This is a genomic window from Micromonospora sp. NBRC 107095, assembly GCF_030269705.1.
In the GTDB taxonomy this organism is placed as follows: domain Bacteria; phylum Actinomycetota; class Actinomycetes; order Mycobacteriales; family Micromonosporaceae; genus Micromonospora; species Micromonospora parva.
This window is the reverse complement of sequence record NZ_BSTU01000003.1, coordinates 184,007-195,999: the sequence shown is the minus strand read 5'-3', so window position 1 is coordinate 195,999 and position 11,993 is coordinate 184,007. Positions and strand designations below refer to the sequence as shown.

Sequence of the window (11,993 nt, the reverse complement as noted above, 5' to 3'; positions counted from 1 at the left end):
CCCGCCCGTGACACAGCGGCCCGGTCGACGCCCAGCGTCGACCGGGCCGCCACCGTTGGGTTCGATCAGCTGGATGTGGCAGACTCGCGGCTCGGCACGTCTCGATCTCGGCGTCGACGGAGGTGATCATGCGCTGGACCCACCGCAGGCTGGCGGCGAGCGCCGCCGGGCTGATGCTGCTGCCGGTCGCCCTGGTCGGCTGCGGGATCGGCGGCGGGGACGAGGACGAGTCCGCCGCCAAGCCGGCCCGAGCGCCCGCCGAGGAGGCCGCCACCCGCTCCCGCGAGCGCGTGCAGGCGTACCTCGACGCGATGGCGGCCAAGGACGTCGCCGCCGGCCGCAGCCAGCTCTGCGCGCTGCTGCACGACGGCTTCGACCTGGGCGCCACCGGCCCCAACGGTGACTTCGCCGACCACTTCCAGGTGCCCGAGGCGGCCATCACCGACATCCGGTCCGGCCCGCTCGGGCAGGAGGTCAGCGTCTCGGTCTCGGTCGCCGCCGGTAAGCGCACCGTCGTCCGGCCGTTGGTGTTCACCGTCACCCGCGACGGAAGCGACTGGTGCATCGCCGGTGAGGCACCGGGCGCTCCGGCCGACAGCGTGCCGCCGGCGAAGGTCGCCCCTACCCCCGCGTCCTGACCAGCGCCGGGCGAATTGATCTCCCATCTGCCGGAACCGTCCCCCTCGCCGCCCGGGCACCGCGACGGTCGCCGTACGCTTTCTGTCATGCGCCATGAGTGGCATCAGCTGAGCCATCCCGCGGTGGGCAGCCCGGGCCTGCAGACCAGCCGACCGACAGTCGACTCCGCCGAGGACGCCGCGCTCGGCCTGGACCGATGGCGGGAACTGCCCCGCGAGCAGGTCCCGCCGTGGTCCGACCCGAGCGCCGTCGCCGCCGTCTGCAAGGTCCTCGACACCGTGCCGTCGGTCGTCGCGCCCTACGAGGTGGACCAGCTCCGGCAGAAGCTGGCCCTGGTCTGCGAGGGCAAGGCGTTCCTGTTGCAGGGCGGTGACTGCGCCGAGACGTTCGTCGACAACACCGAGAGCCACCTGCTGGCCAACGCCCGCACCCTGCTCCAGATGGCGATCGTGCTCACCTACGGCGCGTCACTGCCGGTGGTCAAGGTCGCCCGGGTCGCCGGGCAGTACACGAAGCCCCGCTCACTGCCGACCGACGCCCGTGGCTTGCCCGCGTACCGCGGCGACATGATCAACTCGCTGGAGGCCGACCCGGCCGCCCGGGTCGCCGACCCGCAGCGCATGATCCGGGCGTACGCCAACTCGGCGGCGGCGATGAACATGCTCCGGGCGTACCTCGCCGGCGGGCTCGCCGACCTGCACGCCGTGCACGACTGGAACAAGGGCTTCGTGAAGAACTCCCCGGCGGGGGAGCGTTACGAGGCGATCGCCCGGGAGATCGACCGGGCGCTGGCCTTCATCCGGGCCTGCGGCATGACCGACGACGAGGCGCTGCGCACCGTCACGCTCTACTGCTCCCACGAGGCCCTCGCCCTGGAGTACGACCGCGCGCTCACCCGGGTCTCCGACCGGCGGGCCTACGGGCTCTCCGGGCACTTCCTCTGGATCGGCGAGCGCACCCGGCAGATCAACGGGGCGCACATCGACTTCATCTCCCGGATCGCCAACCCGATCGGGGTCAAGCTCGGCCCGACCACGTCCCCGGACGAGGCGATCGAGCTGTGCGAGAAGCTCAACCCGGACAACATCCCGGGCCGGCTCACCCTGATCAGCCGGATGGGCAACCACCGGGTACGTGACGCGCTGCCGCCGATCGTCGCCAAGGTCACCGCCGCCGGGGCCAAGGTGGTCTGGCAGTGCGACCCGATGCACGGCAACACGCACGAGTCGTCGAACGGCTACAAGACCCGGCACTTCGACCGCATCGTCGACGAGGTGCTCGGCTACTTCGAGGTGCACCGAGGGCTGGAGACCCACCCCGGTGGCCTGCACGTCGAGTTGACCGGCGAGGACGTCACCGAGTGCCTCGGTGGCGCCCAGGGCATCGAGGACCTCGACCTGCCCGACCGGTACGAAACCGCCTGCGACCCGCGACTGAACACCCAGCAGTCGTTGGAGTTGGCCTTCCTGGTAGCGGAGATGTTGCGTGGCTGACCTTGTTGATCTGCGGTCCGACACGGTGACCCGACCCACCGCCGGGATGCGGGAGGCGATGGCCACCGCCGAGGTCGGTGACGACGTCTACGGCGAGGACCCGAGCGTCAACGCCCTCGAAGCCGAGGTCGCCGCGTTGTTCGGGCACGAGGCTGCGCTGTTCGCCCCGAGCGGGTCGATGGCGAACCAGATCGCCCTGCAACTGCTGGTGTCGCCCGGCGACGAGTTGCTCTGCGACGCCGACGCGCACGTGGTCACGTACGAGATCGGTGCCGCGGCCGCGTACGGCGGGATCTCCTCGCGGACCTGGCCCGCGGTGGGCGCGGACATCGACCCGGAGGTGGTGGCCGGGATGATCCGGCCGGACGGCTACTTCGCCGTTCCCACCCGTGCGATCGCCGTCGAGCAGACCCACAATCGGGGCGGCGGTGGGGTGATTCCGCTGGCGACTCTGCGGGATCTGCGCGGGGTCGCCGACGAGGCGGGTGTCGCGCTGCACTGCGACGGCGCCCGGATCTGGCACGCGCACGTCGCCGACGGGGTGCCGCTGATCGAGTACGGCCGGCTCTTCGACACGTTGTCGGTGTGCCTCTCCAAGGGTCTCGGCGCGCCGGTCGGCTCGTTGGTGGTGGGCAGCGCCGACAAGATCGAGCGTGCTCGGACGATCCGTAAGCGGATGGGCGGTGGCATGCGCCAGGCCGGCGTCCTCGCCGCCGCCGGTCGGTACGCGCTCGCGCAGCACATCGACCGGCTGGCCGACGACCACGCGAAGGCGGCCCGGCTCGCCGAGGCGGTCGCGCCGTTCGGTGTGCTGGCCGCGACGGTCCGTACCAACCTGGTCGCGCTGGACCTCACCAAGCACACTCTGGACGCGCGGGCTCTGGCTGCCGCGGCGCGGGCCGAGGGCGTCCTCATCTCGGTGCTCGGCCCCCGTACCGCCCGCCTGGTCACCCACCTGGGCGTCAGCGACGCGGACATCGACCGCGCCCTCGCGGTCCTACCCCGCATCCTGGCCAACGCCTGACCCCCACCCACCCCCTCACCCCGCTCACCTCGGTGATCAAGAGGTTTGCGTCAGATTCCAGCCTCCGGATGACGCACACCTCTTGATCAACCAGGTGGGGTTCCCGGTGGGGTCACTGGTGGGTCAGGCGGGTGAGGGTGGTGATGTCGGCGGCGTGGCCGACATGCTTCTCGCTGGGGGTTTCCACGACGGTCGGGACGCCGGCGGTGGCCGGGTGCGCCATCAGCTCGGCGAAGGCCGGCTCACCGATGGTGCCCTTGCCGATGTTCTCGTGCCGATCCCGGGTGGAACCGCACAGATCCTTCGAGTCGTTGGCGTGGACCAGCCGCAGCCGGTCCGCACCGACAGTGGCCACCAGGGTGTCCAGGGTCGCCGTCATGCCTCCCTCGGCCGCCAGGTCATGGCCGGCCGCCCAGGCGTGGCAGGTGTCGAAGCAGACTCCGAGCATGGGGTGCCGGTCCACCGCGTCCAGGTAGGGCCCGAGCTGCTCCACCCGGGAGGCGAGTGACCGGCCTCCACCCGCGCTCGGCTCGACCAGCAACATCGGCCCGCCAGCGTCGGCGGTCCAGTCGAGCAACGGCAGCAACACCTCGCGAACCTGTCGCATCGCCGCCTCGGCGTGCCCCTCGTCCACCGAACTGCCCGCGTGGAACACCACCCCGCGCGCGCCGATCGCCACCCCCCGACGCAGCGCGTGCGCCAGTGTCTGGGCCGACTTCTCCACGGTCGCCGGGGTAGGCGAGCCGAGATTGACCAGGAGCGCGGCGTGGATGAACGCGGGAATGCCCCGCTCGGCGCAACCGTCCCGGAACAGGGCGTCCTGCACGGGGTCGCCGTTGGGCAGCGCCCAGCCCCGCGAATTGGAGACGTAGACCTGCACCACCTGCGCACCCGTCACGTCGGCGTACGGCAGGGCAGCCTTCGCCAGCCCACCCGAGGTCGGAGTGTGCGTGCCCACCGGCCGCGAGATCGTCGGCATCAGAAGCACGTCAGGGTGACCGGGGTGCCCGGAGCCACCTGCTGGTTCTCGCCCGGGATCTGGATCCGGACCACGGCGTTCGGGTTGATCGCCACCGTCACCGGGAAGCCCTGGCCCTCCAACGCCTGCTTGGCCTGCTGGCAGGGCAGATCCACCACCCGCGGCATGGCGACCAGCGGTGGCCCCTTGCTGACGTCCAACTTGACCTGGGTGCCCTTCTCCACGCCGGCGCCATCGGCCGGGCTCTGCCCGAGGATCTCGTCCCTCGGCTTGTCGGAGTCCTTGTAGTTCTCCACCAGCACCAGGTTGAGCTGGGCCAGGGTCGTCCGGGCCTCGGTCAGGCTCTTGCCGACCAGGTTCGGCACCGTCACCGGCGCCCTGCCCCGGCTCAGAATGAGGGTGACCTTCGTCCCTGGCTTGACCTCGGCGCCCACCTTGGGGGAGCTCTCCACCACGACGCCGGCTGGCAGGCTGTCGTCGTATCGGGGGGTGCCCTTGGCCACCACCAGCTTCGCGTTGAGCAGGTCCGCCTCGGCGAGCTCGAACTCCTTGCCGATCACGTCCGGTACGGGGAAACGCTCCGGGCCCAGCGAGAGGGTCAGGGTGATCGTGCCACCCTTGACGATCTTGGTTGCGGACGCCGGGTCCTGCCCCAGCACGCTGTCCTTCGGGGCCTTCTCGTCGAAGCGCGGCTCGGCGTACTGGAGGACGAGCCCGGCACGGTCGGCCTGCGCCTGCGCTTCAGCCTTGCTCAGGCTCACCAACTGCGGAGCGTCCGTGTAGCGCCCGACGCCGAACCACCAACCACCGATCGCGGCCACCAGCCCCAGCGTCACCACCACGGCCGCGACGGCCAGTCGGCCACGCGGATGGTTCAGCACCGTGGTGCGCAGCGCGGCGAGCCGGGCGCCCAGGCCCTCGGCGGGCTCCGGGGCGGCCCGCCGCCGACCCGGCCCCTGACTGCTGGCCCCCTCGGGCAGCCGTGCCCAGGACGGGCGGTTGGGCGGCTGGACCGTCGCGACCATCATGGTCGGCTGGGAGAGCAACGGTTGGTCGCTGACCGGGCGGAGCACGGCGGTGTGGCTGTTGGCGTCGCCCAGCCGATCCCGGGCAACCTGCACCTCGGCCAGCAGTGCGCCGGCGTCCGCGGGTCGGGCGCCGGGGTCACGCCGAGTGGCCCGCTGCACCAGGTCGTCGAGGACCGACGGCAGGCCCGGCACCAGCGTCGAGGGCGCCGGCACGTCCCGGTCGACGTGCTGCCAGGCGACGTCCACCGGGCGGTCCCCGTCGTACGGCACCCGGCCGGTGAGCATCTCGAACAGCACGATGCCGGCCGAGTAGACGTCGGTGCGCGGATCGGCGCGGCCCTCGGTGACCAGCTCCGGGGCGACGTACGCCACGGTGGCCATCAGTTGGTTGCCCTGCTCCTCGTCGGCGCTCGCCTCGACCGCCCGGGCCAACCCGAAGTCGGCCACCTTCACGACGCTGTCGACCAGGTTGGCGACGCCACCGGTGGGCGCCTCCGCGACCAGCACGTTCTCCGGTTTGACGTCGCGGTGCACGAGGCCCGCCCGGTGCGCGGCGGCGATCGCGGCGAGCATCTGCTCGGTGATGGCCAGCGCCTCGTCCGGGTTGAGTCGGCGGCGCTCGGCCAGCACGTCACGCAGCGTGCGGCCACGGACGTACTCCATCACCAGGTACGGCAGACCGGCGTGGGTGCCCTGGTCGTAGACCGCGACCACGTTCGGGTGGGTCAGCCGGGCGATCGTCTTCGCCTCGTCGGTGAACCGGGCCACGAAGTTGGCGATCCGGGCCCGCGCCTCGCTCGCCTGGGTCGGGTGAATGATCTTGACAGCGACGGTGCGCTCAAGGCGCTCGTCGGTGGCGGTGTACACGGTCGCCATGCCACCACGGGCCACGCGACCGCGAATGCGGTAGCGCCCGTCGATCAGCGAGCCCAGCAACGTGTCGGCGACCTGAGTGTCCATCGGCAGGGAGTCTATGTGTCCAGGGGGCTAAGGATGAACAGGATGCTACAGCCGTACGCCGGCCTGGGCCGTCCGGCCGCGCTGTGTGCCCCTTATTCGCTGGTCAGGGGCGATCGCGAGAGCGGGTGCCGACGGGTCGCCCGGGGTGCCGGTGGCTCGTCGCGGCGGCGGCGTGGCAGGGTGGTCGGGTGACCGAACCCGTACCCGATCAGGCCGCGCCCGGCCTGGAGCTCGCCGGACCCACCGACCCGGCCGGCTGGTTGACCCTGCCCGACGTCGCGGAACGCCTCGACGTGTCGATCAGCAAGGTGCACCAGATGATCCGTGACCGTGAGCTGTTGGCGGTCCGCCGCGACGGCGTCCGCCGCATCCCGGCGGACCTGGTTGCCAACCAGACCGTGCTCAAGCACCTGCCCGGCGTGCTCAACCTGCTCGCCGACAACGGCTACGACGACGAGGCCGCCCTGCGTTGGCTCTACGAGCCGGACGACACTCTGCCCGGCTCCACCCCGGCCGCCGCCCTCTCCGGCGACCAGGCCCGCGAGGTAAAACGCCGAGCCCAAGCCCAAGGCTTCTAACCCACCCCGTCCCACCCTGTCCCACCCGGCCCCGTCCGGCCTCGGTTGATCATGAAGTTATTGCCAGCCCGCTCGGCGTGTCGTGGCAATAACTTCATGATCAACGCCGGGGGTACGGGGACCAGGTGGGGGAGGGGGCCGGGGTGGGGTTAGTCGGTGCGGCGGGTTGCGGCTATGGCCAGGTCGACCAGGGCCTGGCGGGCCTCGGTGTCGAGGTCGACGGCGGTCAGCGCGGTCAGCGCGGCGTCGGTGAGCGTGGCGATCCGCTGTTCGGTGCGGGCCAGTGCCCCGCTCCCCGAGATCACCTCGCGGATTCGGGTCACCCCCTGCTCGTCCAGCTCCTGGTCGCCGAGCCGGCCGAGCAGCACCTTGCGGCCGGCGTCGTCGGTGGCCTCCACCGCCGCCGCCACCAGATAGGTGCGCTTGCCCTCGCGCAGATCGTCCCCGGCCGGCTTGCCGGTCAGCGCCGGGTCACCGAAAACCCCCAGCACGTCGTCGCGGAGCTGAAACGCCTCACCCAACGGCAGCCCGTACGCCGAGTAGGCCGCCCGCACGTCCTCGGGCGCGTCGGCCAGCGCGGCCCCGAGCAGCATCGGGCGTTCGACGGTGTATTTCGCGGACTTGAACCGAGCGACCTTGCTGGCCCGTTGCACCGAGGTGTCCCCGGTGGCCTGCGTCAGCACGTCGAGATACTGCCCGACGGTGACCTCGGTGCGCATCTCGTCGAAGACCGGCCGGGCCCGGGCCAACGCCCACAGGTCCAGGCCCGCGGAGTGCAGCAGCTCATCGGACCAGACCAGGCAGAGGTCACCGAGCAGGATGGCCGCGGCGTCGCCGAAACCGTCCGGGTCGCCGCCCCAGCCGGCCTCGCGGTGCCGGGTGGCGAACCGTCGGTGGACCGCGGGCTCGCCGCGCCGGGTGTCGGAACGGTCCATCAGGTCGTCGTGAATCAGGGCGCTGGCCTGGACGAACTCCAGCGCGGCCAGGGCGGTGATCACCTGGTCGCTGTCCACCCCGCCGGCCCCCCGGAACCCCCAGTACGCGAATGCCGGACGCAGCCGCTTGCCGCCACCGAGCACGAACGCCTCGATCGCCTCGGCCACCGGAATCAGCGCGTCGTCCACGGCGACGAGCCGGACACGTTGGCCGGCCAGGAACTCGGTGAGAGCCTTGTCGACCCGCTCCCGCAGGCCGTTGCGGTCGACGGGGGAGACAGGAGCAGCGTGGGTCACGCCCCGACGCTAGCCGGTCGTCATCGTTCGTGCTCCACCGCCACGCGTGGTGCGGCCGGGACCCGTTCGCCCAGCCGGTCGTACGCCGCGCGGCGTGGCGCGTCCCGGCCCGGTGGCCCGCGTCGAGCCGGCCCGGCGGGTGGCCGCGGCGGCCTCGGCGAGCGCCACCAGCGGCACGTCCAGGACGACGGCGAGCCAGCCGAGCCAGAACCCGCCCGGCACACGACGCTGGCGCTCCCACCGGGAGATCTCGTGCCGACTCAGCGTCGGCACCCCGGCGGCGGCGCACAACTCGGCGGCGGCTCGCTGCTGGCTCCAGCCCCGGGCCAGTCGGCACCGGGCCAGCAGCGGCCCGAGCTGCGTGCAGCGCGGCGAGGCGGGCGGGATCATGGGTCCTCCTGGCGGGCGTCGGTGCGGTGGCGCCCGACCCGCCCGACCGGACGGGACCGGCGTCACCGCTCGGTTGCTGACCCCCGCACGGGACCCCGGGGCCACCCCCGCCGCCCCTCCCGCACCGCCCCTTTCTACCCCGGAGGTACGACGCCTTTCCGCCCGCTGCCCCGGCGCACAGTGAGCCACCGCCCGGGCGCGCAATGCGCCGCCGCCGTCGCCTCGGCGCGGCGCGGTGCGGTGCGCCACCCTGTCGGCTCGGTCCGGATCAGGCGTCGCCAACCAGGTGGGAGCGCCCGGGTGACGCCGGCCACCGGGTCGGGCGGACCGGGCGGCGTCGGCCGCTGGATGGGAAGGGCCTGGGTCCTGTTGGCGTCGACCGCTAGAGTCGGGGCGTGGCGCTCGGTCTCCCCTCGACACTCCCCAATCCGCAGCCGGCGATCGGGGAGCTCATCCGTGAGCACCAGCCGACCTTCTCGTTCGAGTTCTTCCCGCCCAAGACCGAGGCGGGGGAGCTGCTGCTCTGGCAGGCCATCCGCGAGCTGGAGTCGTTGCGCCCGTCGTTCGTGTCGATCACGTACGGTGCGGGCGGCTCGACCCGGGACACCACCGTGGCGGTGACCGAGCGGATCGCCACCGAGACCACGCTGCTGCCGATGGCCCACCTGACCGCGGTCAACCACTCCGTCGCCGAGCTGCGGCACGTGGTCGGCCGGCTCGCCGGGGTGGGGGTGCGCAACGTGCTGGCCGTTCGGGGCGACCCTCCGGGCAACCCGAGCGGCGAGTGGATCCGCCACCCCGAGGGGGTGGACTACGCCGAGGACCTGGTCCGGTTGGTGCGGGACGCCGGCGACTTCAGCGTCGGCGTGGCGGCCTTCCCGTACAAGCACCCGCGCTCGCCCGACGTGGCCAGCGACACCGCCCAGTTCGTCCGCAAGTGTCGGGCCGGCGCGGAGTTCGCGATCACCCAGATGTTCTTCGACGCCGACGACTACCTGCGGTTACGTGACCGGGTGGCCGCCGCCGGCTGTGACACCCCGATCCTGGCCGGGGTGATGCCGGTGACTCAGATCGGCACCATCGAACGGTCCGTGCAGCTGTCCGGTGCGCCGTTCCCGCCGGCGTTGGCGGCCCGCTTCGAGCGCGTCGCCGACGACCCGGACGCCGTCCGCCGGCTCGGCATCGAGCAGGCCAGCGAGATGTGCCGCCGGCTGCTGGACGAGGGCGTGCCGGGAATTCACTTCATCACCCTCAACCGGTCCACGGCGACCCGCGAGGTCTGGCAGAACCTGAAAGCCGGCGCGCGCGTGTGAACGCTGCGCCTGCGACACCTGTTGCCCGGCGCGACGGTTGATCCGTGGTGGGCACACAGCTGAACTGGGATCAGTACGCCACGGCGTGGGCGCGGCTGCACGGCGGCTTCGACCCTCGGGTCGCGGCGCCGGTGGTGCGTGCCTGGCTGCGATTCGCGTACCACGTCGGATATGTGCTGGGTCGGCTGCGGGTCAGCCCCACCGCGGTCACCGTGGCCGGGGTGCTGCTCTGCTTCTGCGTACCGTTGCTGGTGAGCCGGCCGGGGGACGGGCCGTTCCTCGGTGCGCTGTTCGTGCTGCTCGCCGCCGTGGCGGACAGCGTGGACGGTGCGGTGGCGGTCGCCACCGGCCGCACCACCCGGCTGGGTTACGTCTACGACTCGGTCGCCGACCGGCTCGGTGAGGTGGCGTGGCTGCTGGCGTTCTGGCTGGTGGGCGCACCGGGTGGGCTGGTCGTCGCGGGCGGCGCGCTGTCCTGGCTGCACGAGTACGTCCGGGCGCGGGCGGTCGCCGCCGGTATGCGGGAGATCGGCGCGGTGACAGTGGGCGAACGCCCCACCCGGGTCTCGGTGGCGCTGGCCGGCTTGCTGGTCGCCGGGTTGGCCGGGCTGATCGAGCCGGACCTGGCCGCCGGCACCATCACCATGGCGACAGCGGTCTGGGTGCTGCTCGCCGGGTTCGGCCTGGGGCAACTGCTCTCCAGCATCCGTCGCGCCCTGCTCGACGCCGGTTGACCGGCGCAGCCAGGCAGGCACGCCGGGCACGGCTCGCTCGACCTGGGCACGGCTCGCTCGACGCTGGCTGAGCGGGCGAGCCAGCCCTGCTCGACGCCGGCTGGAGACGGGCGTCGGCTGACGGTGCCGGGTCTACCAGGCGGGGCCGATCTCGTCGGCGACGATCTGCGCGGAGAGGGTCACCATCGGCAACCCGCCGCCCGGGTGGGTGGAGCCACCCACCAGCCACAGCCCGTTCGCCGGGCCCCGATTGGCCGGGCGGAGCAGCCCACCGGCGGTGCCGTAGATCGAGCCACCGGGCGCGCCGGTCGCCGCGTCCAGGTCGGCGGGGGTACGGACCTCACGGAACAGCAACCGGTCGCGGACGTCCACACCGCGCCGCGCCAGCACGTCCAGGATCCGGTCGGCGTACGCGTCGGCCAGCCCCGGACGTCGCCAGTCGACAGCTCCCGCCGCGGTGCCCTGCCGAGCGGCGTTGACCAGCACGAACCACGCCTCGTGTCCGGCTGGCCGGACCATCGGGTCGTCGGCCACCGTGACGAACACCGTCGGGTCGGCCGCCGGCCGGGCCCGGACGCCGCGCCCGGGGTCACCGAAGACCGCGTCGAACTCGGCGTCGTAGTCGTCGGGGAAGAAGACGTTGTGGTGGGCCAGCCCGGTGCTGCCGGATACGCCGAGCAGCAGCACGAAACCGGCGAGGCTGCGGTCGGTCAGCGCGGCCAGTCGACCCGGGTGCGGCAGCAGGTCACGGTAGACGGTGATCGCGTCCACGTTGGCCACCACCACGTCGGCGGGCACCGGGGCGGTGACGCCGGCGAGGCGTACCCCGTGCACCCTGCCGCCGGTGGCGTCGATCCGGGTGACAGTGGCGTCGGTCTGCACGACCACGCCGAGGTCCAGGCAGCGGGTCAGCAGCGCGTCGGCGAGCGTGCCCAGCCCGCCGCGCAGGTACCAGCCACCGAAGGCCAACTCGGCGTAGGGGACCGCGACCAGCGCCGCGGGTGCCCGACGTGGGTCGGCGCCGGTGTAGGTGGCGTACCGGTCCAGCAGCATCCGCAGCCGCGGGTCGGACAGGTGCCGGCGGCCCAGGCCGCGCAGGGTGCGGCCCGGGGCGATGGCGGCCAGGTCGCCGACGCGCCAGGCCAGCGACGCGAGGTCGCGGGGGGAGTCGACGGTACGGCGCAGGATGTCCCGCGAGGAGGCGTTCCACACCCGCGCCGCCCGGCGCCACAGCCGCTGCCAGTCGGCCGCCGCCCGGTCACCGAAGGCGGCCCCGATCCGGGCGGTGAACTCCACCGGGTCGGCGCAGGAGTCCAATGTCGGGCCGCCACCGGGGAAGACGTGCCGGACGATCGGGTCCAACGGGACCAGGTCCAGGTACTCGTCGAGCTTCGCCCCGGTCGCCTCGAACAGGTCGTGGAACACCTCGGGCAGGGTGAGCAGGCTCGGCCCGGTGTCGAAGTGGAACGATCCGGCCGGGGTGTCGTGCGCGTACCGGCCGAGCTTGCCGCCGACCGTGTCGGCCCGCTCGAAGACGGTCACCTGATGTCCGGTGGCGGCCAGCCGGGCGGCGGTGGCGAGGCCACCCACCCCGGCGCCGACGACCACGATCCGCGCCATGCC

11 protein-coding genes are annotated in these 11,993 nt (G+C 72.8%); 6 read left to right on the top strand and 5 right to left on the bottom strand.

Annotated elements, in window-relative coordinates; all coding sequences use genetic code 11:
* Window positions 1-128 precede the first annotated feature (128 nt).
* The 3 genes from QSK15_RS17660 (at window position 129) to QSK15_RS17650 (ending at window position 3,156) form a co-directional block, all read left to right on the top strand.
* Entirely contained in the window at window positions 129-638 is a 510-nt protein-coding gene (locus tag QSK15_RS17660) for a nuclear transport factor 2 family protein (protein WP_285795280.1), read from the top strand.
* A gap of 87 nt (window positions 639-725) precedes the next feature.
* Window positions 726-2,132 carry a class II 3-deoxy-7-phosphoheptulonate synthase gene (locus QSK15_RS17655; protein WP_279518152.1) on the top strand — a complete coding sequence of 469 codons (1,407 nt, stop codon included), beginning with the start codon at window positions 726-728 and terminating at the stop codon, window positions 2,130-2,132.
* Window positions 2,125-3,156: a threonine aldolase family protein gene (locus tag QSK15_RS17650; protein WP_285795279.1), complete on the top strand. Its 1,032-nt coding sequence runs from the start codon at window positions 2,125-2,127 to the stop codon at window positions 3,154-3,156. The genes QSK15_RS17655 and QSK15_RS17650 overlap by 8 nt, the downstream gene beginning before the upstream one ends.
* 112 nt (window positions 3,157-3,268) lie before the next feature.
* Here the strand turns inward: QSK15_RS17650 and QSK15_RS17645 are convergent, their stop codons facing one another.
* Both QSK15_RS17645 and pknB read right to left on the bottom strand, forming a co-directional pair.
* Window positions 3,269-4,135, bottom strand: a complete 867-nt coding sequence (locus tag QSK15_RS17645) for a deoxyribonuclease IV (protein WP_285795278.1) — start codon at window positions 4,133-4,135, stop codon at window positions 3,269-3,271.
* Window positions 4,135-6,123 (bottom strand): Stk1 family PASTA domain-containing Ser/Thr kinase, encoded by a 1,989-nt coding sequence (gene pknB / locus QSK15_RS17640; protein WP_285795277.1) that lies wholly within the window; start codon window positions 6,121-6,123, stop codon window positions 4,135-4,137. Before pknB ends, QSK15_RS17645 begins: the two co-directional genes overlap by 1 nt.
* A 188-nt stretch (window positions 6,124-6,311) precedes the next feature.
* Here pknB and QSK15_RS17635 point away from each other — a divergent pair, with 188 nt between their 5' ends.
* A complete protein-coding gene (locus tag QSK15_RS17635) occupies window positions 6,312-6,701 on the top strand; it encodes an Rv2175c family DNA-binding protein (protein WP_030337695.1) in 390 nt (129 codons plus the stop codon).
* Window positions 6,702-6,850: 149 nt separating this feature from the next.
* Here QSK15_RS17635 and QSK15_RS17630 read toward each other — a convergent pair whose 3' ends face one another.
* Together QSK15_RS17630 and QSK15_RS17625 are read right to left on the bottom strand one after the other, a co-directional pair.
* The gene (locus QSK15_RS17630) at window positions 6,851-7,933 is read right to left on the bottom strand and encodes a polyprenyl synthetase family protein (RefSeq protein ID WP_285795276.1); all 1,083 of its coding nucleotides are present in this window, start codon (window positions 7,931-7,933) and stop codon (window positions 6,851-6,853) included.
* Between the two features lie 9 nt (window positions 7,934-7,942).
* Window positions 7,943-8,323 carry a helix-turn-helix domain-containing protein gene (locus QSK15_RS17625; RefSeq protein WP_285795275.1) on the bottom strand — a complete coding sequence of 127 codons (381 nt, stop codon included), beginning with the start codon at window positions 8,321-8,323 and terminating at the stop codon, window positions 7,943-7,945.
* A gap of 395 nt (window positions 8,324-8,718) precedes the next feature.
* On the opposite strand from QSK15_RS17625, the gene metF reads away from it, so the two are divergent.
* Together metF and QSK15_RS17615 are read left to right on the top strand one after the other, a co-directional pair.
* Window positions 8,719-9,636 carry a methylenetetrahydrofolate reductase [NAD(P)H] gene (gene metF / locus QSK15_RS17620; RefSeq protein ID WP_030334570.1) on the top strand — a complete coding sequence of 306 codons (918 nt, stop codon included), beginning with the start codon at window positions 8,719-8,721 and terminating at the stop codon, window positions 9,634-9,636.
* A 44-nt stretch (window positions 9,637-9,680) separates the two neighbouring features.
* The gene (locus QSK15_RS17615) at window positions 9,681-10,370 is read left to right on the top strand and encodes a CDP-alcohol phosphatidyltransferase family protein (RefSeq protein ID WP_279518159.1); all 690 of its coding nucleotides are present in this window, start codon (window positions 9,681-9,683) and stop codon (window positions 10,368-10,370) included.
* A 132-nt stretch (window positions 10,371-10,502) separates the two neighbouring features.
* Here QSK15_RS17615 and QSK15_RS17610 read toward each other — a convergent pair whose 3' ends face one another.
* Window positions 10,503-11,990, bottom strand: a complete 1,488-nt coding sequence (locus QSK15_RS17610) for a phytoene desaturase family protein (protein ID WP_285795274.1) — start codon at window positions 11,988-11,990, stop codon at window positions 10,503-10,505.
* Window positions 11,991-11,993 lie beyond the last annotated feature (3 nt).